This is a genomic window from Pseudomonas sp. LBUM1652 (assembly GCF_059716105.1).
In genome coordinates this window covers 4,479,623-4,499,293 of sequence record NZ_CP166804.1, presented here as the reverse complement: position 1 = coordinate 4,499,293, position 19,671 = coordinate 4,479,623, and the positions used below count along the sequence as shown (strand labels likewise).

The window sequence follows — 19,671 nt, the reverse complement described above, 5'->3', positions numbered from 1 at the left end:
CAGGTTGGGTATCGTCGTTCGGGGCCGCATTCTGTATCATCTGCCAGAATTTGTGGCTCCTCAAGTGGAGCCCAATAGCACACACAACGAAAAAGTGCCTGTAAAAGGCACTCAAATGGAGTTCAGAGGATTCGCATGAAAGCTATCGTTACTGGCATTACTGGACAAGACGGCGCCTACCTGGCGGAACTGCTGCTGGATAAGGGCTACACGGTATACGGCACCTACCGTCGAACCAGTTCTGTCAATTTCTGGCGTATTGAGGAATTGGGTATTCAGAACAACCCGAACCTGCATCTGGTCGAGTATGACCTGACCGATCTGTCGGCCAGTATTCGTCTGCTGCAAACCACAGAAGCAACCGAGGTTTACAACCTGGCTGCCCAGAGTTTTGTAGGCGTGTCTTTCGAACAGCCTCTGACTACCGCGGAAATCACCGGCCTGGGCTGTGTGAACCTGCTGGAAGCCATTCGTATCGTCAACCCGAAAGTGCGCTTCTATCAGGCGTCCACATCGGAAATGTTCGGTAAGGTGCAGGCGATCCCGCAGATCGAGAGCACGCCGTTTTACCCGCGCAGCCCTTACGGTGTCGCCAAGCTGTATGCGCACTGGATGACCATCAACTATCGCGAGTCGTATGGCATCTTTGCTACCAGCGGGATTTTGTTCAACCACGAATCGCCGTTGCGCGGTCGTGAGTTCGTCACCCGCAAGATTACCGACTCGGTTGCCAAGATCAAGTTGGGCCTGCTGGACAAAATGGAGTTGGGCAACCTCGACGCCAAGCGTGACTGGGGTTTTGCCAAAGAGTACGTCGAAGGCATGTGGCGCATGCTGCAGGCTGATGAGCCGGACACTTTCGTACTGGCGACCAACCGTACTGAAACCGTGCGTGATTTCGTCACCATGGCTTTCAAGGCTGTCGGCATCGCTTTGACCTGGAGCGGTTCGGCAGAAGACGAGCAAGGTACTGATGCGGCCACCGGCAAGGTTCTGGTCACCATCAATCCGAAATTCTACCGTCCGACCGAAGTCGAGTTGTTGATCGGTGATCCGGCCAAGGCCAAGGCCGCACTGGGTTGGGAGCCGAAAACGACGCTTGAAGAGCTGTGCCGAATGATGGTCGAAGCCGACCTTCGTCGAAATGAGCAAGGGTTTTCGTTCTGATGAGTATTGCCGGTAAACGAGCGCTGATCACAGGTATTCAAGGTTTCACTGGGCGTTACATGGCCGCTGAGCTCAAAGCCAACGGTTATGAAGTGATAGGATTGGGTTCTCAGTCCTCGGACGAGCCTGGCTATTTTCAGGCAGATCTGGCCGACGGTGCCGCTCTGCGCAAGTTGCTGGCAACAATTCAACCTGATGTCGTGGTTCATCTGGCGGCATTGGCATTCGTTGGGCACGGCGCTGCAGATCCCTTTTACGAGGTCAATCTGATCGGCACCCGTCACTTGCTGGAAGCGATTGCCGCTTGCGGGAAGGTTCCGGATTGCGTGCTGCTCGCCAGCAGTGCCAACGTCTACGGCAATGCTTCGGCCGGCCTGCTGAGTGAATCCACTGTGCCGGCGCCCGCCAATGATTACGCAGTCAGCAAGCTTGCCATGGAATACATGGCCAGCCTTTGGCATGACCGTCTGCCGATCGTGATCACGCGTCCTTTCAACTACACCGGTGTTGGCCAGGCGGAAAGCTTCCTGTTACCCAAGATCGTCTCTCACTTTCGCCAGCGAGCAAGCAGGATTCAGCTCGGAAATCTCGATGTGTCTCGCGATTTCAGCGATGTACGGGCTGTGGTCAAAGCGTATCGCGGCCTGATTGAGGCCAAGCCTTTGGGACAGACCGTCAACGTCAGTTCGGGCAAAAGTCATTCGTTGCGTGAAGTGATCGACATGTGCGCGGCCTTTACTGGTCATCACCTGGAAGTCGAAGTGAATCCGGCATTCGTGCGCACTCACGAAGTGAAGATCCTGTGCGGTGACAACACCCGTCTTTGCGGGCTGGTTAACGGCTGGCAAACTCCAAAACTGGAAGAAACTCTAAGCTGGATGCTTTCGGCGGACTAAATGAAGCTAGTGCTATCTGTTGAGCCGATCCGCTTTCCGCTGACTGGCATCGGTCGCTATACCTACGAACTTGCGCTGAAACTTCAGCAAAACCCAGATATTACCGACCTGCAGTTCTTTGCAGGCCGCAGCTTCCTGCCGCAATTACCCACCGCTGCCAACGAGTCCGGCAGTGGCTATGGGCTCAAGCGTGCCGTGCAGAAGAGTTTCCTTGCCGTGGAAGCCTATCGGCTGCTCATGCCGATGCTGCGCAAAGCCGCGCTGAAAGGGCATGGCGATTTTCTGTATCACAGTCCCAATTATTTTCTGCCGCCCTTCCCTGGGCGCAGCGTGGCGACGTTCCATGATCTGTCGCCTTTCACTTGGGCGCACTGCCACGCGCCTCAACTGGTTCGATACCTGCAAAAAGAACTGAGAACGACTTTGGTAAGAGCTGACGCGCTGATTACCGATTCGGAATTCACGCGCCGTGAGCTCGCCGATTACTTTTCCTGGCCTATTGAGCGGATCCACGCCGTGCCGCTGGCAAGTTCTCCGGAGTTCTACCCGCGCCCTGCAAATGAGCTCGTCGTTACGCTGGCTCGGCATGGGCTGCAGCCGAGCGGATATACGCTGTTTGTCGGCACCATTGAGCCGCGCAAGAATATCGAGACATTGCTTGCCGCCTATGAACGACTGCCGCTGGCGCTGCGTACCCGGTGGCCGCTGATCCTCACCGGCTACCACGGTTGGCGCAACGATGTGATTCATCAGAAACTCGAAAGCGCGAGACGTGAGGGCTGGGCCCACTACCTTGGGTTTGTGCCGGCCGAAGACTTGCCGTTGCTCTTCGCGGGTGCCCGTTTGTTTGCCTTTCCTTCGCTCTACGAAGGGTTCGGTCTGCCGGTACTCGAAGCCATGAGTTCCGGCGTGCCGGTGGTCTGCTCCAATAGCTCATCATTGCCTGAAGTTGCCGGCGATGCCGCGCTGATGTGTGCACCGATGGATGTTGAGGAACTGACGAGGCTGATTGAGCGAGGGCTGACTGACGATGACTGGCGTGAGTCCGCCGTGGTCAAGGGATTGCGCCATGCACAAGGTTTTTCCTGGGAGCGTTGCGCTCTGGAAACGCTGCAAGTCTACCGGAAGGTATCAGGCGAAAAATGATCAAGGTTCTGCATTTTTTCAAAACCTACTACCCGGAAACCATGGGTGGTATCGAACAAGTCATTTTCCAGATCGCCCAGGGCGGTGCTGAACACGGCTTTTCGTCGCAGGTGCTCTACCTCAGCGAGCGCGGTGCGGCGCGCAATGAAACAGTCGGCAATCACGTCACTCATCGTTCGAAACTGGATCTGCACGTGGCTTCGACGGGTTTCTCGCTGTCGGCATTCAAGGACTTTTCCGAGCTGGCAAAGAACGTCGATGTAGTGCATTACCACTTCCCTTGGCCATACATGGATCTGGTTCATTTCGCGACACGCCACGGCAAGCCTTCGGTGGTCAGTTACCACTCTGATATCGTCAAGCAGAAGACCCTGCTCAAGTTGTATCAGCCGCTGATGAACCGTTTCCTTTCCAGCGTGGATTGTATCGTGGCGTCGTCGCCCAACTACGCGCAGAGCAGTCCGGTGTTGTCGCGGTTCCGCGATAAAGTCGAGATCATTCCGTACGGACTGGACGCGGCTACTTATCCGATTGTCTCTCCGGAGAAACTCGCTGAATGGCGGGCGAAGGTAGGCGACAAGTTTTTCCTGTTTGTCGGTGCTCTGCGGTATTACAAGGGCCTGGATTTTCTGATTGAGGCTGCACGTATTACCGGTTTGCCGGTAGTGATACTCGGGGGCGGTCATCAGGAATACGAACTCAGGGAGCATGCCTCCAGGCTGGGATTGGCGAACGTGCATTTCCTGGGGGGGCTGGATGATGAAGACAAGACTGCGTTGTTGGCGCTCTGCCACGGTTTTGTATTCCCGTCGCACCTGCGCTCCGAATCTTTTGGCATCTCGTTGCTTGAGGCTGCCATGTTCGGAAAGCCACTGATCTCCTGTGAAATTGGCTCTGGGACAACGTTCATTAACATTGCCGGGGAAACCGGTCTGGTTGTTCCCCCGCGGGACGCCAGCGCACTGGCCAACGCCATGAACAGGCTCTGGCATGATGATGAGCTGGCGCAGGAAATGGGCCAGCGTGCGAGGCAGCGTTTCCAGGAAGTTTTCTCGGCCGACGAAATGGCCAGATCATACGCAGATGTCTATAGAAGGGTCTGTGAGAGGTAAGCAATAGCCACCCGCACCTGCGATCCCGGAATAATGGGAGCGCGGATGCTTGTGGCTCGGCTGCGGGACCTTACTGCTTAACCGGAGCAACTTTAAAAAGAACAGCATTTGCGTCGGAGCGAATCAGTGCAGGGGCGCCCAGCAGTCTACTGAACTCTGCAATAAGCCCATCAGCACCGTCCGCGTAGCCGCGTCGATCGATATAGATGGCGGCAAATCCCAGCTTTTTGATTTCTTCAATCTGCTCGGTCGGTGTCTTCTGCTCCAGCGCCCGATAAAACAGATCGCCTTCTCTTCCCCTGATTCCACCAAAACTCCAATTCAGGGTTTTAGAGTTGAAGAATGCTGAGCCGAGCGTGTATACGGACAGAGTATTCTTCGGCCCCGACTCTGGGAAAGGGAAGTAGGGGAGTTGGTATACGGCTGAATGGGCTGGCAGGCTTTCTTCAATCTGTTGGATGAATTGCGAATCAGTGTCATAGATCGCCGCGGCGCCATCTATCACCGTGCGGTAGGAAGTTGGCGTCTGATCAAGAAATCCGACAGTTACCAGAACTGTCGACAGTGCAAGCGGTGCAAATCGGGTGCGATTAAGCCACGTGCTTCCACCAAGCGTTATGGCCAGTGCCAGCAGGCAGCCGAAGTTGACGAAAATGGCAATTCGATCCCAGCCCCGGATGACCGGCGTCACCAGCATGGCAAACAGAACACTGAACCCGCCCGGCGCAGCAATCAGCATCACGGCAAGTACCACGATCGCCGCCAGGGCAATACGATTGTCAGTCTTTCTCCCGGCCAAAGCGCTGAAGAGCGTTGCTATTATCGCCAGCAAACCCAGAATTCCGATTACCCCGATGGAGGAGGTGGTATTCGACAGTGGGAAGGTTGCCTGGTAGTTTTTTGTGAAGTCGCCGAGGCGTGTGATTCTGTGGTCTGGTTGTGGCAACAGCAAGTGCATGGTTTTCAGGCTGTAGATCTCTGTTTCCAGCGCTACCCTTTGTGCTACTTCCGGGTTGGGGCCTTGCTTGGCGCGATCAATCAGATTGGGCGCAAGGTTGGCCGCGACGCCGAGGAATATCGCGATCGAAAACAGCGCGCCAGTGATCAGCGGCCTCGCCGAGGTTTGGCGAGTGCACCCGTAGATGCCGCACACCGCAATCACAATGGCCCCGAAGAAGGCGTAATACACGCCGAACGAGCTTAATAACGCAACCGCGACAACCAGACCCAGCACGCCGCTGGCGCTGCGCAAATTGAAAAGCGGTATGCCGGTCGCAATTTTGTGTCCGTAGTAATAAAGCAACGGCACGCAGAAATACCAGGTGTAGAGCAGATGTCCATACATGTAACGGGCGAAATGGAAGGGCGCAAATGTGAAGAGTATTGCGCAGCACATTGCATATGAGCGTTTCACCTCAAAGTAGCGAAGTACCACGTAGGTGGTCGCAAACACCGCAGGGAAGCTCAGCATGAAATGCAGATTGACAGCAGGGATCACCGAGCCTGAAAAAATACCGAGTATTTTGTAGATCAGGAAGTTTCCGGTGTCGGATCCCGGGTAGTCCATGAAGCTTGAGCCGAAAGGAAAGCCGCTCCGGGGGTTGTCAAACACCCAGCCTTCGATCGCTCGCTGCGCGAGCCAGTCGATGGCCAATCCATCGCCTGCGTAGACGAAGGGCTTGTGTATCGTTACTGGAAAGAAATTGGGCCAGCCAAACAATACCAGGCTCGCCAGGGCGAACGAGATCAGGCTGCCAGCCAGTGTGTACTTCCACTCTGAGCGGGCAATCAATAAAAGACTTCGGTTATCCATTTCATCCTCTTGGTTTTTAAGCGCTGAGCCGACTGCCGAGCATTTTCGCTGCGACATCAATCACGTTGTCGGGCTATTTTTATCCATTCCAGCTTGGCCGATACACCGGACTGCACATCTATCTGCGATGTAAACTCAAGGGTGTTTCGGCCAAAATCGGGCGTTGCGGGCGGGATCTCACCGCTGAAACTTCCGTCAATACTCCAATGAACCGGGATTGCTGTGCCGTTCAGGGATATCTGCAGTACCTCGCGAACTTTTTCATTGGCAAATGCATTGAACTGTCCACTGACGATGTATGTGCCAGCTGAAGGCGTAAGCTCAAAATTGAGTGAGGAGTAAGGGGCGTTTATCCATGCCGACGCGGTATTGGAAAAAAGTCGCATTCTCCATTCTGGATCGCGCCATCCTGAACCTGCAGTAGGTGGTGCCAGGCTCCACCAACGGCCGAAGTCCCAGTAATACTCGTCCTTGGCGGAACGGTTGCGAAATTTTAAGAAATCGAACCGTGGTGAGGTTTCGATAATGCCTTGCAGGCGAACACTCAGCGGTAGCGTCCCTGACACGAGTTCACGGCGATGGGCGGATAGCTTGGCGCTTGTATTTTGGATGTCATCCCGGCCGATGACCACGGTTACAACTTCACTGCTACGCAGCTTTTTGGCAGTTGGTGTTAAAGCCGATGACATTCCGGGACCACCAATGAGTGGAGTGGGGTAGTTGAAGCTCCATCCTGATTCTGTTTCCTCACACGTACCTTTTCGCTGAAGAGGATCGGCTATTTGCCATACGCCGCCGGGCATGTAGCAAACTTCAATGGCACCCACCGGTTTGCCGTACAAGTGAAAAAGAATTGCACTTAAATCGCCATTAAGGAACATCCAGTCGTGATTAAGCTGGTTGGAGTAATCAAGAATCAGCAGGGTTTTATTGACTGCGTTGCCATCGAAATTATGAGCGAGTTGGTCAAGCACTGACTGTTGTCGCCTTGAGATATCGATGTAGTGCTGAAACTGAAACAGCTGGGTGGCCAGGCCCGTGGATATCATGAGGGCAGCGAGCGTTGCCGTGGCGATCTTTGAGTATCGATGGACGATAAGAAACAGTGCGATAAAGACCAGAGTAGCGCCCGGCGCCGCGTACAGGAACGTTCTCTGACTGACGGCCATGTGTGCGGGGTTGAAGATAAACGGTGCGTATCCCATGCCTGTGAGAATTATGCCAAGCGCAATCATGCGCCGAATGAGTGCCCATTCTGGTTGCCGCTTGTCATCCAAATGCACAGTATTCGTTGAGCGTTTTGCGGTAAATTCGATCGGCGCCATTAGAGTGGCAGTTGCCAGAAGGATGTACCAGTAACTGCCGATTTCGGTGCAAGTTATCCTGATGGCATCGATCCAGCCGCCTACAAGGCTTCTCGTGATACCCAAACTGAATATTTTGGGAAAGTACGTTTTAAATGAGGTCAAAGCGCTGTCCCCGATCACGGCACTTTGATAGGTGTCAACCAATGGCAGGACGTGGATCACGTAAGCGATGTAAAAAATCGGCCCGATTAGCCAGGCAAGATGCTGTCGGTAAAATTGCTTTATGTGCGCAGAGAGACCTTTGACGCCAATCTGAATGAAGATCACAAACGCCGGCAGGGGAACCAGGAGCAACGCCACTTCATACATCGCGCAGCCTGCGGCGAGCAACAAACTGGCGACCGCGCTGAGCAGGAGGGAACGAACTTCGGTTTTCTGCTCCAGAGCCTGCAGAAACAGAATGCTGGCCAACAGGGTCAGACTCAGCGCCCAGTTGATATGGATCGACCGGAAGGACAACTGCATGGTGTCTGCGGGGAAAACGATTACCAGCACACTGGCGAGCATCCCCCAGTTCAGTGCGCCGGTTATGTGAATCGTGATAATGCTGACAGTCCAACCCTTTATCAATAGCGCAATGATCAGCAGAACATGCCAGTATTTGAAGGAGTTGGGGTCGAGGCTATAGGCTATTGCGTGCGGAAGAATGGTGAGAGGTCGAAGCGCGTGCGCTGGCATGGCACTGGCGACGTCTGTGAGAAAAAAAACTCCAATCCTGCTGAACAGCCCGACGACCCCCCACTCCTCCAGTAGTCCAGTCAGTGCGAATCCGAACGGCAGCCACATGAAAAGAACCGTGAGTGTCGCTGGCCCGATATGCGCGAGCCATCTAAGCGCTTTCCCATGGGGTAGCGCCGCCGCTTGAATGCGCGGCTGTCTGGTATTCGCTGTCATTGGGCGCCTGCTAGTCCGTCGAAGGCTTGGCTTTATGAGTGACCTTGAGCACAAGCTTATTAAGCAAGTAGCTGCAAGGTAGCAGGAGCAATATCACCAGGATCGGAGCAATCGCCTTATGCAGGTTTATCTGCTCTACCAGAAGATTGAGCAGCAAAGCTCCGATGATGTATTGCACAAGATAGATAGACGGGTAGAGGGCCATGCCAATCCACGAATGCGGCACTTTGAAGACAACTTTCGAGTTGAAAAAATACGCAAAGACTATTCCTGCCGCATACGCGATAGCGTAAGCGACCTGGTAGTCGATCCAGTAGCTCAACAACAAATACAAGCAGTAAGTAAGCCCGGTATTAAGTCCGCCGCCGATTAGGAAGCTCAGCCAGCGACGGGCATTCGGGTTGTTTGTCAGGCCGCTCACAGCGCAGATTTTTGTGCGGTAAGTTTGGTGAATTCCGAGTAATCGCGAATGTAGTCGGCGTTGTCGTAGTAATCGGAGGTGAACACCAGCAGTACTGCGTCTTCAGAATATTTGTACTGAATGCCCCAAGTCATCGGTGGCAGGTAAATGCCTTTGTTCGGTGCATCAAGAAGAACTTCCGCACGATTGGTGCCGTCATCGACCACTACTGCACAACTGCCTTTGACGCAAATCAGGAACTGATGGCACTTGTGATGGGCGTGTTCGCCACGGGTTTTCTGGCTGGGTACGTTGAATACCAGGAAGTAGCGCTTGGGTGTGAAAGGAATCTCTCGGTCAAACTCTCCGACGGAAAGATCACCGCGCATGTCAGGAACGTGCTTGAAGCGATGAGTCGTGACATCGCCCACGCCAATACGTACGACCGCGTCATCCTGCTGTGCAGGTTTTGGTGCGGGGGGGATAGCAGCATCGCTCGAGGCTGAGTTTTCCACGTATCCGGTGATACGTGCGGGGGAGCCGGTAACGATGGCGTAAGGCGGTACTGACTTGGTGACCACCGCGCCAGCGCCGACCATGGCGCCGGTGCCGATGGTGACGCCGGGCAGGATCACCGCGCCGCCGCCGATCGAGGCGCCGTCCTGAATTACTGTTTGGGAAAAAGACTCCGGATAGACTTTCGAGCGCGGGAACTTGTCGTTGGTGAACGTGGCATTCGGGCCGATGAACACGTCGGCGCCGATTCGCAGGCCATCCCACACATAAACGCCGGATTTGATGGTCGTACGGTCGCCGATGACCACATCGTTCTCGATCAGGGAGTGCGAGCAAACATTGACGTCGTTTCCGATTACTGCGTTCTCGAACACCACCACGTATTGCCAGATTCGCGTGTTTTCGCCGATGTTCTTGCTTTTCACATCGGCCGTCGCGTGGATGAAGGCTTCAGTCACTTGGATTCTCCTGGTTATCGAGCTTCATGCAGACAATCGCCAATGGCCGCTGCTTACTGTTTTCGTAGGCGCGCCAGGCATAGGTGCCTACCAGGCCGAGGCCGAGCAGATTTAATGTTCCCAGCAGCAGTACCACCACCATTGTCGCGGCGTAGCCCGGAACTTCAATCGCGCCGGACAGCCGCGCCATGATCACCATCGCGCCAATGAACAGCGAAATGAGCGAGCCCATCGCGCCCATCCTGGTCAGCAGTCTGATCGGGTAGTCGGTGAAGGCGAACACGCTATCCATCATGTATTCGAGCTTTTTCTTGAACGTCCAGGCTGACTTGCCCTCAAGTCGGGTCTGGCGCTCGTACTCGATGAACTTGCGGCGAAAGCCCAGCCAGAAGATCAGGGCAATCAGTGACGAGCGGGATTCGTTGAGTTGCAACAGCTGTTCCCGAAACGCCTTGTTGCAGCCGAAGATGTCCACGCCGCCCTTGGGCATGTCGTGCACAACCAGTCGGCGATACAAGCCCCAGAAGAGCGATGAAGCCATGCGACTGGAAAGCGGGTCCTGCCTGGCATTGCGTGTGCCGATGGCGACATCGCATTCGTCGTTGGACAGCGACTTGAAGAAGCTGATCAGCAGTTCTGGTGGTTCTTGCAGGTCGGCTGCCATCACGCCGAAATAATCGCCTCTGGCCGCCATCAGTCCGGTGCGGATCGCAGGAAATGAGCCGAAGTTGCGCGAGTGAGCGAGCAGTTGTGCGCTGAAGCTCAGTGTGCTCAACGCTTGTTTAAGCATGGCAAACGATTGGTCGGGACTGCCGTCTACCACGAAAACCACTTCGAGCTGGTTCTCGAGCGTGTTGTTCATGTCCGTCAAAGCCTGAAGCAGCCGCGGTATCGAGTCGGCGTTTTTATAGACCGGGACGATTACGGAGTATTTCATGCAGCCCATCCGTTGACGGCCTTGATCACGGCGCTGACCGCTTCATCTGGCATGCCCGGATAGCACGGCAGCGTGAGGATCTCGCTGGCAAGTTGCTCGGTGTTTGGCAGTGACATGTCGGCAAACCGCTGGCCGAAGACCGGCTGCTTGTAGTCCGGAATCGGATAGTGGACGTCAGAAGCAATCTGCGCCGTGCGCAAGTGCTGTTGCAACGCGTCACGCTTCGACGACTTGATCACATACAAGTGTGCAACTGAGGCCGTGTCGTAATCTAGCGGATGAGTGACGTCGGCGTGGTTGATTTCGTTTCTGTAGCGCGCTGCGATCGCGCGGCGGAGCGCGTTTTCTTGATCGAGATACGGCAGGAACTCAGACAGGATTGCCGCTTGCATTTCATCCAGGCGGCTATTGCGGGCGCCATCCAGCTCTACGCAGTATTTCGAGGACCAACCGTACTGGCGTAGTTGTGCCACGCGTTGGGCAATTGTGGTCGAGTTGGTCACAACCGCTCCGCCGTCACCCAATGCACCGAGGTTTTTAGTCGGGTAGAAGCTGAAGCTTGACGCGTCGCCGAATGTGCCGACCCGTTGACCGTCACGTTCGGCACCGTGTGCCTGTGCACAGTCCTCGAGTAGAGGGATATTGCGCTCGGCGCAGAATTGGGCGATGGCTTTGATCTCCGGGATTGCCAAACCATACAAATGGGTGACGACAACCGCCTTCGCCCCGGCATCCACGGCATGTTTCACGCTGTCGAGCGTTACCACCTGGGTGTTCACGTCGACATCCATGAACAGCGGTTCGGCTCCGATCGCCAGAACCGACGTGGTGGTGTACATGCCTGCGTTGGCAACGGTTGCGACCTGATCACCTTTCGCGACGCCGAGTGCCTTGAGTGCCAGTTCAATCGCATCGGTACCGTTGGCAACAGTCACGCAGTGGCTGGCATTCAAATACTGTGCAAAAGCAGCTTCGAAGCGTTTGACTTCCGGCCCCAAGATCACCCATCCGCTCGCGACCACCCGCTGGACCGAAGAATTAATCTGCGATTGAAACTTTTCTATCTTCGCTGCAAGGTCGTTGATTTGCTGCATGGGGCTCTCCATTTCGAAGCAAAAGGCGTGCAATAGCTTTTTATTTCGGCGTTGGCCGAAATTCGATGCGTAGGAAGGGAAGAGGCTGTTTTTCATTTAGGAAAAGCCTTCATTCCATTTCCGCACGGATTCTATCCGTACCCTGAGCCAGCTCCAACCAGCAAAATACTTTTATGCAATTTGTTTGACCGGGCAGAGTGGATTTCGCGAAACAAACGACTCTGAATATCCAGTTGAGTAACGAAGCGCTGGGCAGCGAAATAACGCTGCTCGCTGAAAGTGGTCAAGCGTACGCCGATTCAATAAACTGCTTCCCCAATCCGTCTGCACTGGTGTGTTTCTGATTCACCACAGTCGACCGTCTGGTCTTTACCTCACTGACAGATTTGCTGCTGTTTCTCTGCAGTCATTAATGTTTTCCCAAAGGGTCGCCCATGAACTTCAAGACATTCCTGGTCACTGGTGGAACCGGTTTCGTCGGGCGTGCACTAATCGAACGACTGGTCCATGTTCAATGCTCTGTGCTGGCGCCGGTGCGCGACATGTCAGTGGAATTCCCGCGTGGGGTGCGTTCGATGGCATACGCCGGGCTCGATAACCGGCAGGACTGGACGTCGATGTTGAGCGGTATTGACTGTGTCGTTCACGCAGCCGGGCGAGTGCACGTCATGAATGAAGTTTGCGCCGACCCTTTGAGCGCTTTTCGTCAGGTAAATGTCGACGGTACCTTGCATCTGGCGCGTCAGGCAGCGGCGATTGGGGTCAAGCGATTTATCTTTATCAGTTCGATCAAGGTGAACGGAGACGGCACCACTGGCGGTCGGGCTTACACCGCGGACGATATTCCCGCACCCGGTGATCCTTACGGGATTTCCAAGTTCGAAGCTGAACGGGCGCTACAGGCGCTTGCAGCCGAGACCGGCATGGAGGTAGTCATCATCCGTCCGGTGTTGGTCTACGGGCCAGGTGTCAAGGCCAACTTCCTCAGCATGATGCGTTGGCTCCATCGCGGCGTGCCGTTGCCGTTTGGTGCAGTTCGCAATCAACGTAGCCTGATTGCCATCGACAATCTGGTCGATCTGATTCTGACGTGTGCCGAGCACCCCGCAGCAGCCAATCAGATCTTCCTGGGCAGTGATGGCGAGGATGTCTCAACCACGCAGTTATTGCGCAAGCTGGCGGCAGCGCTGGGGCATCCCGCCCGGCTGCTGCCGGTGCCAGTTGGTTTGATGAGCTGCGTTGCCAGCCTGCTGGGGCGTCACGCATTGTCGCAAAGGCTGTTCGGTTCCTTGCAGGTTGATATCGAAAAAAACCGAAAGCTGTTGAACTGGATACCTCCGATTACACTTGATCGCGCTCTGAGTCTGACGGCGCAGCATTTTCTGGATTCTGCTCAACCATGAACTACGGATGGATTATTCCCGTAATCGCTCTGCTCGCATTCAGTTTTACCTGGGTGTTGCGCCATTACGCGCTGTCGCGCAGCCTGCTGGACGTTCCCAATGCGCGAAGCTCGCACTCGGTGCCGACCCCTCGTGGTGGTGGTGTCGCGATAGTGCTGGCATTCCTTCTGGCGATGATGTTCCTGCTATGGCGGGAGTTGATCGCTCCAGCCCATTTTTGGGCCATTGCCGGCTCTGGAAGCCTGGTAGCGTTGCTCGGCTTCATGGATGACCATGGACATATCGCGGCACGCTGGCGCTTGCTGGGTCACTTTGCGGCCGCGATATGGCTGCTGGTGTGGATGGGCGGCTTGCCGGCGATCCGTTTCTGGGGTGTCGAGTTCGACCTGGGCGCCGTGGGCCAGATTCTTGCGGCGTTTTATCTGGTCTGGCTGCTCAACCTTTATAACTTCATGGACGGCATCGACGGCATTGCAAGCGTAGAAGCCATTTGTGTGTGTCTCGGAGCCTGTTTTCTTGGCTGGCTGGGCGGGTGGCCCCAATTGGTCTGGGCACCCTTATTGTTGTCGGTATGCGTCGCCGGGTTTCTGTTCTGGAACTTTCCTCCTGCGCGCATATTCATGGGCGATGCCGGGAGCGGTTTTCTGGGGATAGTGCTGGGAGGCTTATCCTTGCAGGCAGCAACGGTCTCGGCGGATCTTCTGTGGGCCTGGTTGATCCTGTTTGGGGTATTTATTGTCGATGCCACTTTTACCCTGTTTCGGCGTGTATTGCGCGGCGACAAAGTTTATGAAGCGCATCGCAGCCATGCTTATCAGTTTGCCTCTCGTCGGTTTGGCAGTCATCTACCGGTAACGCTCGCCGTCGCATTGATCAATATGCTCTGGTTACTGCCGGTTGCCGTGGCTGTATCACATTTCGGACTGGACGGCAGTGTGGGGCTGATAGTGGCCTATGCTCCTTTGCTATTGCTTGCAGTCATGTTTCGCGCTGGCGAACTTGAAAGGATTAATGAATAACTCGCTAACGAATGGGTCATAACGGTTTAGAGTGCAGGGTACGCGCCAGGGTAACCAACGCGATGCAGCAGTTAAAGGGAGGTACTGAGGTGTTTGAGGAGTCAATGGATAAAATCAGAGAGCGACTGTTAGGCCTGCCTAGGCGCCGCAAACGCATGATCCAGGTAGCTACGGACATTGTTCTTGTCTGGGTTGCGCTGTGGTTGGCCTTTATAGTCCGTCTTGGCATTGATGACATGTACAACCCTTTCAAGGTGCATCTCTGGCTGTTCGCTTTTGCTCCGATCGTTGCCATCCCTCTGTTTATTCGCTTTGGCATGTATCGGGCCGTAATGCGTTACTTCGGTAATGATGCGTTGATTGCCATCATCAAAGCCGTGAGTTTGTCATCGTTGATTCTGGCCGTTGTCGTTTATTGGTACAGCAACCATGAAGCGGTGGTGCCGCGCTCGATCATTTTCAATTATTGGTGGCTGAGTCTGGTGATCATCGGCGGACTGCGCCTATGCATGCGTCAGTACTTCATGGGGGACTGGTTTACCGCAGCCCAGCATGTGCCGTTCACTAACCGCGACAACGGTTTGACCAAGGTCGCGATTTATGGCGCCGGGGTCGCTGGTAATCAACTGGTGGCGGCGCTGCGCATGGGCAAGGTGATGCGTCCGGTTGCATTCGTTGATGATGATGCGAGCATTGCCGAGCGTTCTATATCCGGCTTGCATGTTTACAAACCCAAACATATTCAGCAGATGATCGATGTCACCGGTGCTCAGGAGATACTTCTTGCTCTTCCGTCGTCGACACGTGCCCGGCGCCGGGAAATTCTGAATCTGCTGGAAGGTTTCCCGCTGCATGTCAGAAGTGTCCCCAATTTTACCGATCTGGCGAGCGGAAGAGTGAAGGTCGAGGATATCCAGGAAGTCGATATTGCCGACTTGCTGGGGCGTGACTCCGTGCCCGCGCAGCCTGATCTTCTGGAGCGCTGCATCAAAGGCAAGACCGTGATGGTAACGGGAGCGGGCGGCTCGATCGGCTCCGAGTTGTGCCGGCAGATTTTTGCCTTGGGGCCTACCACGCTGCTGCTGTTCGAACACAGTGAATTCAACCTCTACAGCATTCTTTCCGAACTGGAGCAGCGGAGTTCTCGAGAGTCTATACCCGTTCGGTTGCTGCCGATACTAGGTTCGATTCGGCATCAGGACAAGCTGCTGGACGTGATGAAAACCTGGAAGGTCGACACTGTTTATCACGCCGCGGCCTATAAGCATGTGCCCATGGTCGAGCACAACATCGCTGAAGGTGTTCTGAATAACGTGATTGGTACGCTCAACACCGCTCAGGCTGCGCTGCAGTCTGGTGTATCGAATTTTGTGCTGATCTCTACCGACAAAGCCGTTCGCCCGACCAATGTCATGGGCAGCACTAAACGTCTGGCCGAATTGACTTTGCAGGCTTTGAGCCGCGAGGTTGCGCCCGTCCTGTTTGGCGATAAGTCGAATGTTTCCCGAGTCAATAAAACGCGCTTCACCATGGTCAGGTTCGGCAATGTACTGGGCTCATCCGGCTCGGTCATCCCGCTGTTCCATAGTCAGATCAAGTCCGGTGGACCGCTGACGGTGACGCATCCTAAGATCACTCGCTATTTCATGACTATCCCCGAGGCCGCGCAGTTGGTCATTCAGGCAGGCTCGATGGGGCAGGGTGGCGATGTGTTTGTTTTGGATATGGGCGAGCCGGTGCGGATTGTCGAGTTGGCAGAGAAGATGATCCATCTGTCAGGTTTGAGCATTCGTTCCGAGCGAAATCCTCAAGGCGACATATCCATCGAGTTCACTGGATTGCGGCCGGGTGAAAAGCTCTACGAAGAGCTGTTGATTGGTGACAACGTCGCTGCGACCTCCCACCCGATGATCATGTCCGCCAATGAAGATCATCTGCCTTGGGAAGTTTTGAAGGCCAGGCTGAGCGATCTGTTGAGTGCGGTTGAAAAGGATGATTACTCGCGCGTCCGCCAACTCCTCCGAGAAACCGTCTCCGGCTACACCCCCGATGGCGAGATCGTCGACTGGATCTATCAACAGCGCCGTCTCGAACCCTGATTGTTTCACATCCTGTAACGCACGCATTTTTGACATGCGCCAACCATCACCTACTTTTGAGGAGCAGCTTCGGAAAAGCTGCTTTCTCAAACGATGATGGAGCGTCACTTATGCGTACCGGTTACTTCTACTCTTTGGTTTTTGCCTTTCTCACCAGCGCCTCGATCGCCGCTATTGCCGCACCTGTTGCGCCAGCGGAATCGCCCAAAGCGCCTTTGGTGATGGATACAGCGGTATCTTCCCAGACTGCAAAAATCGATCTCAACGAAGCCGACTCGGCGACGCTGCAAAAGGAACTGTCAGGCGTAGGTGAGGCCAAGGCCAAAGCGATTGTTACGTATCGCGAAACAAACGGGCCGTTCTCCTCGGTCGATGAGTTGCTGGAAGTGAAGGGGATCGGCAAGGCGATCCTGGATCGCAATCGCGATAAGCTGGAAGTGAACTAAGCTGATTGTTCAACGCCAAGGGGCCGGTCATTGACCGGCCTTTTTGTTTTTCTGTTCGCGAGTTTGGCAGGGAAGGCGAAGGGGACGCTCGTCGGATAGCGAAAAATTACGGCTATCATATTGGCTTTGAATTATGCCTATAATAATTTCCACGCGCTCTGCATCAAAAGGATTCAGAGGCGATCCCTCAAGCATTTCAGGAGTACGGTCATGAATTCTGTTGCAGCCCAAGGTACGGCTCTTGTCACGGGTGCATCGTCCGGTATCGGTGCGATTTACGCTGAGCGGTTGGCAGCGCGTGGGTTCGATTTGTTGTTGGTCGCCCGTGATCTGGAGCGCCTGGAAAATGCCGCGAGCCAGTTGCGCGAGGCTCATGGCGTTCAGGTGGAAGTGATGAAGGCGGATCTGACGCTAAAGGATGACGTACTCAAGCTGGAGCAGCGTCTGCGCAGTGATTCGAGCATCAGCCTGTTGGTCAACAACGCAGGTGTTGCGGCTGACGGTCTGTTGGCCAACGCCGATCTGGAGAATCTGGAGCGTCTGATCCAGCTCAATGTCACTACGGTCACCCGACTGGCATCGGCCGCTGCGGCGAGTTTCGCCAAGGCCGGACGCGGCACGATCATCAACATAGCCTCGGTGGTGGCGCTGTTTCCTGAGCGCTTCAATGCCACTTACAGCGCCAGCAAAGCTTACGTGTTGAGCCTCACCCAATCGCTGAATGCCGAACTCGACGGCACCGGTGTCCAGGTGCAAGCGGTACTGCCCGGCGTGACCCGCACGGAAATCTGGGAACGCTCCGGTATCGACGCCAGCGGCATCCCGGCAGACATGGTGATGGAGGCCGGCGAGATGGTGGATGCCGCGCTGGCCGGTCTGGATCAAGGTGAACTCATTACCATCCCGTCCTTGCCGGATGCAGACGAGTGGCATGCGTTTGTCGCGGCGCGTCACGTGATGGCACCGAATCTGTCGCGCAGTTCGGCAGCCAGTCGTTACAAATAAGTTCTTCTGAATCGGTGAGAGGTATACGCGGTATGGATCAGCGTCGAATAGTCGTCACGGGCATGGGCCTGGTATCACCTTTGGGCAGCGGCGTCGAAGTCGTTTGGCAGCGTTTGCTGGCCGGGCGTTCGGGATTGCGCAGCTTGCCGGATGCGGTGGTCGCTGATTTGCCTGCGAAAATCGGTGGTGCGGTGCCAACCCTCGAAGAGGATGCCGAGGCGGGGTTCGATCCTGATCGGGCCACGCCACCCAAAGAACAGAAGAAGATGGACCGCTTCATCATGTTTGCCATGGAGGCGGCCCGACAGGCGCTGGAGCAAGCCGGTTGGCATCCAGAAGAGGGTAGGGATCAGGAGCGCACAGCGACGATCATCGGTTCCGGTGTCGGCGGCTTTGGTGCCATAGCCGACGCCGTTCGCACGACTGACAGTCGCGGCCCTCGCCGTCTGTCGCCGTTTACCATTCCATCCTTTCTGGTCAATCTGGCGGCCGGTCACGTGTCGATTCAGCACGGCCTCAAAGGTCCATTGGGCGCGCCGGTAACTGCCTGCGCCGCCGGGGTTCAGGCGATTGGCGACGCTGCGCGAATGATTCGGGCCGGTGAAGCGGATATCGCGGTGTGCGGCGGGGCGGAAGCTGCGATTGACCGGGTCAGTCTTGCAGGTTTCGCCGCGGCACGAGCGCTGTCCAGCGGCTATAACGACACCCCGGAGCGCGCCTCACGTCCATTCGACAGCGGTCGTGACGGCTTTGTCATGGGCGAAGGCGCGGGCCTGCTGGTGATCGAGTCTCTGGAACACGCCTTGGCACGCGGTGCGAAACCCTTGGCCGAACTGGTCGGTTACGGCACCACCGCCGACGCCTATCACCTGACGGCAGGGCCTGAAGATGGCAGCGGTGCGCGGCGGGCGATGACGCTGGCACTGGCGCAGGCGGGTATCGAGCCGGATCAGGTGCAGCACCTGAACGCTCATGCCACTTCCACACCGGTGGGTGATCTTGGCGAGCTGGCAGCAATCAAAAGTGTGTTCGGCTCGCAGAACAAAATCGCCGTGACCTCGACCAAATCCGCTACCGGTCATCTGCTCGGCGCTGCCGGTGGGCTCGAAGCGATCTTCACGCTGTTGGCGATTCGCGATCAGGTGGTACCGCCGACGCTCAACTTCGACAACCCCGATCCTGCCAGTGAAGGCGTGGACATCGTCCATGGCCAGGCCCGATCAATGCCGATCGAATATGCATTGTCCAACGGCTTTGGCTTTGGTGGGGTGAATGCCAGCGTGTTGTTCAAGCGATGGCAGGCTTAGCCTTCTGCTTGCTTGAGATGGTCGCGGGTGATGTCTAGAATGCGCTGCGCCAACTCGGCATCCGCGACACTGCGCGACAGTAACAGAGCGCCAACTAAAGTCGACATGATGACGATGGCTCGGTCGGCGCTGTTGTCACCTTGCAGGGTGTTCTCGATCTGGCTCAGTCGCGCGTTGAGTACGGCGTCGCTGGTTGGACTGGGTTGTCCGCGCAGTCCCAGTTCCGAGGAGATCGTCGGCAGGGGGCAGCCCTCATGTGGCGAGGTCTGATGCCATTCGGACAGGTAGGTGTCGATGAACACCTGCAGCGGATTGTCCTGCGCAAAAATTTCAGCGCATAACCCATCGACTTGATCGCTTGCCTCTTGCAGTGCTTTTTCGACCAAATCATCTTTGGATTTGAAGTGCGAATAAAAGCCGCCATGGGTCAGTCCCAGAGCTTTCATCAAAGGCTGCAGTCCGGTTGCACCGATCCCGTCCTTGCGAAATCGTGCCGACGCTTCCTTGATAATGCGCTGATGGGTCTGGGCTTTATGATCCTGCGAGTAACGCATCGGCAACTCTCCGCAACAATGTCGCCATCTTAACCAAG

General features: G+C 55.5%; 17 protein-coding genes. 10 read left to right on the top strand and 7 right to left on the bottom strand.

The genetic code is table 11. The features are described from left to right. Positions 1–135: 135 nt before the first annotated feature. The 4 genes from gmd to ACA069_RS20200 are packed head-to-tail and all read left to right on the top strand — an operon-like array spanning position 136 to position 4,321. Positions 136–1,167 carry a GDP-mannose 4,6-dehydratase gene (gene gmd, locus ACA069_RS20215; protein ID WP_489879058.1) on the top strand — a complete coding sequence of 344 codons (1,032 nt, stop codon included), beginning with the start codon at positions 136–138 and terminating at the stop codon, positions 1,165–1,167. Then, the gene (locus tag ACA069_RS20210; RefSeq protein WP_497615088.1) at positions 1,167–2,063 is read left to right on the top strand and encodes a GDP-mannose 4,6-dehydratase; all 897 of its coding nucleotides are present in this window, start codon (positions 1,167–1,169) and stop codon (positions 2,061–2,063) included. Before gmd ends, ACA069_RS20210 begins: the two co-directional genes overlap by 1 nt. Continuing rightward, a complete protein-coding gene (locus ACA069_RS20205; RefSeq protein ID WP_489879060.1) occupies positions 2,064–3,209 on the top strand; it encodes a glycosyltransferase family 4 protein in 1,146 nt (381 codons plus the stop codon). Next, positions 3,206–4,321, top strand: coding sequence for a glycosyltransferase family 4 protein (locus tag ACA069_RS20200; RefSeq protein ID WP_489879061.1), 1,116 nt, complete (start codon positions 3,206–3,208; stop codon positions 4,319–4,321). Before ACA069_RS20205 ends, ACA069_RS20200 begins: the two co-directional genes overlap by 4 nt. Positions 4,322–4,391: 70 nt before the next feature. Here ACA069_RS20200 and ACA069_RS20195 read toward each other — a convergent pair whose 3' ends face one another. From ACA069_RS20195 to ACA069_RS20170, 6 genes are all read right to left on the bottom strand, one after another. Next, positions 4,392–6,134 carry a DUF7024 domain-containing protein gene (locus ACA069_RS20195; RefSeq protein WP_497615087.1) on the bottom strand — a complete coding sequence of 581 codons (1,743 nt, stop codon included), beginning with the start codon at positions 6,132–6,134 and terminating at the stop codon, positions 4,392–4,394. Between the two features lie 56 nt (positions 6,135–6,190). Next, positions 6,191–8,287: a hypothetical protein gene (locus tag ACA069_RS20190; protein WP_497615086.1), complete on the bottom strand. Its 2,097-nt coding sequence runs from the start codon at positions 8,285–8,287 to the stop codon at positions 6,191–6,193. Between the two features lie 118 nt (positions 8,288–8,405). Continuing rightward, positions 8,406–8,816, bottom strand: a complete 411-nt coding sequence (locus ACA069_RS20185) for a GtrA family protein (RefSeq protein WP_489879064.1) — start codon at positions 8,814–8,816, stop codon at positions 8,406–8,408. After that, a complete protein-coding gene (locus ACA069_RS20180) occupies positions 8,813–9,769 on the bottom strand; it encodes a WxcM-like domain-containing protein (protein ID WP_497615085.1) in 957 nt (318 codons plus the stop codon). Before ACA069_RS20180 ends, ACA069_RS20185 begins: the two co-directional genes overlap by 4 nt. After that, positions 9,762–10,706 carry a glycosyltransferase family 2 protein gene (locus ACA069_RS20175; RefSeq protein WP_497615084.1) on the bottom strand — a complete coding sequence of 315 codons (945 nt, stop codon included), beginning with the start codon at positions 10,704–10,706 and terminating at the stop codon, positions 9,762–9,764. Before ACA069_RS20175 ends, ACA069_RS20180 begins: the two co-directional genes overlap by 8 nt. Beyond that, the gene (locus ACA069_RS20170; RefSeq protein ID WP_497615083.1) at positions 10,703–11,896 is read right to left on the bottom strand and encodes a DegT/DnrJ/EryC1/StrS family aminotransferase; all 1,194 of its coding nucleotides are present in this window, start codon (positions 11,894–11,896) and stop codon (positions 10,703–10,705) included. Before ACA069_RS20170 ends, ACA069_RS20175 begins: the two co-directional genes overlap by 4 nt. Before the next feature lie 338 nt (positions 11,897–12,234). On the opposite strand from ACA069_RS20170, the gene ACA069_RS20165 reads away from it, so the two are divergent. The 6 genes from ACA069_RS20165 (at position 12,235) to fabF (ending at position 19,079) form a co-directional block, all read left to right on the top strand. Next, positions 12,235–13,203 (top strand): UDP-glucose 4-epimerase family protein, encoded by a 969-nt coding sequence (locus tag ACA069_RS20165; RefSeq protein WP_497615082.1) that lies wholly within the window; start codon positions 12,235–12,237, stop codon positions 13,201–13,203. Beyond that, positions 13,200–14,222 (top strand): MraY family glycosyltransferase, encoded by a 1,023-nt coding sequence (locus tag ACA069_RS20160; RefSeq protein WP_497615081.1) that lies wholly within the window; start codon positions 13,200–13,202, stop codon positions 14,220–14,222. The genes ACA069_RS20165 and ACA069_RS20160 overlap by 4 nt, the downstream gene beginning before the upstream one ends. A 104-nt stretch (positions 14,223–14,326) precedes the next feature. After that, entirely contained in the window at positions 14,327–16,321 is a 1,995-nt protein-coding gene (locus tag ACA069_RS20155; RefSeq protein WP_497618277.1) for a polysaccharide biosynthesis protein, read from the top strand. A 110-nt stretch (positions 16,322–16,431) separates the two neighbouring features. Continuing rightward, positions 16,432–16,767: a ComEA family DNA-binding protein gene (locus tag ACA069_RS20150; RefSeq protein WP_489879069.1), complete on the top strand. Its 336-nt coding sequence runs from the start codon at positions 16,432–16,434 to the stop codon at positions 16,765–16,767. A gap of 210 nt (positions 16,768–16,977) precedes the next feature. Next, positions 16,978–17,772: an SDR family NAD(P)-dependent oxidoreductase gene (locus ACA069_RS20145; protein ID WP_489879070.1), complete on the top strand. Its 795-nt coding sequence runs from the start codon at positions 16,978–16,980 to the stop codon at positions 17,770–17,772. Positions 17,773–17,804: 32 nt separating this feature from the next. Further along, positions 17,805–19,079: a beta-ketoacyl-ACP synthase II gene (fabF, locus tag ACA069_RS20140; RefSeq protein ID WP_497615080.1), complete on the top strand. Its 1,275-nt coding sequence runs from the start codon at positions 17,805–17,807 to the stop codon at positions 19,077–19,079. Here fabF and ACA069_RS20135 read toward each other — a convergent pair. Then, positions 19,076–19,633 (bottom strand): TetR/AcrR family transcriptional regulator, encoded by a 558-nt coding sequence (locus ACA069_RS20135; RefSeq protein ID WP_497618275.1) that lies wholly within the window; start codon positions 19,631–19,633, stop codon positions 19,076–19,078. The two genes, fabF and ACA069_RS20135, sit on opposite strands and share 4 nt — an antisense overlap. Between the last annotated feature and the right edge of the window lie 38 nt (positions 19,634–19,671).

Excerpts from the sequence above, each read along its gene's own strand:
- ACA069_RS20135 (WP_497618275.1), bottom strand. The coding sequence starts at position 19,633 with ATGCGTTACTCGCAGGATCATAAAGCCCAGACCCATCAGCGCATTATC.
- ACA069_RS20155 (WP_497618277.1), top strand. The coding sequence starts at position 14,327 with ATGGATAAAATCAGAGAGCGACTGTTAGGCCTGCCTAGGCGCCGCAAA.
- ACA069_RS20190 (WP_497615086.1), bottom strand. The coding sequence starts at position 8,287 with ATGTGGCTGCCGTTCGGATTCGCACTGACTGGACTACTGGAGGAGTGG.
- fabF (WP_497615080.1), top strand. The coding sequence starts at position 17,805 with ATGGATCAGCGTCGAATAGTCGTCACGGGCATGGGCCTGGTATCACCT.
- ACA069_RS20195 (WP_497615087.1), bottom strand. The coding sequence starts at position 6,134 with ATGGATAACCGAAGTCTTTTATTGATTGCCCGCTCAGAGTGGAAGTAC.
- ACA069_RS20150 (WP_489879069.1), top strand. The coding sequence starts at position 16,432 with ATGCGTACCGGTTACTTCTACTCTTTGGTTTTTGCCTTTCTCACCAGC.
- ACA069_RS20145 (WP_489879070.1), top strand. The coding sequence starts at position 16,978 with ATGAATTCTGTTGCAGCCCAAGGTACGGCTCTTGTCACGGGTGCATCG.
- ACA069_RS20175 (WP_497615084.1), bottom strand. The coding sequence starts at position 10,706 with ATGAAATACTCCGTAATCGTCCCGGTCTATAAAAACGCCGACTCGATA.
- ACA069_RS20160 (WP_497615081.1), top strand. The coding sequence starts at position 13,200 with ATGAACTACGGATGGATTATTCCCGTAATCGCTCTGCTCGCATTCAGT.
- ACA069_RS20200 (WP_489879061.1), top strand. The coding sequence starts at position 3,206 with ATGATCAAGGTTCTGCATTTTTTCAAAACCTACTACCCGGAAACCATG.
- gmd (WP_489879058.1), top strand. The coding sequence starts at position 136 with ATGAAAGCTATCGTTACTGGCATTACTGGACAAGACGGCGCCTACCTG.
- ACA069_RS20205 (WP_489879060.1), top strand. The coding sequence starts at position 2,064 with ATGAAGCTAGTGCTATCTGTTGAGCCGATCCGCTTTCCGCTGACTGGC.
- ACA069_RS20210 (WP_497615088.1), top strand. The coding sequence starts at position 1,167 with ATGAGTATTGCCGGTAAACGAGCGCTGATCACAGGTATTCAAGGTTTC.
- ACA069_RS20170 (WP_497615083.1), bottom strand. The coding sequence starts at position 11,896 with ATGAAAAACAGCCTCTTCCCTTCCTACGCATCGAATTTCGGCCAACGC.
- ACA069_RS20165 (WP_497615082.1), top strand. The coding sequence starts at position 12,235 with ATGAACTTCAAGACATTCCTGGTCACTGGTGGAACCGGTTTCGTCGGG.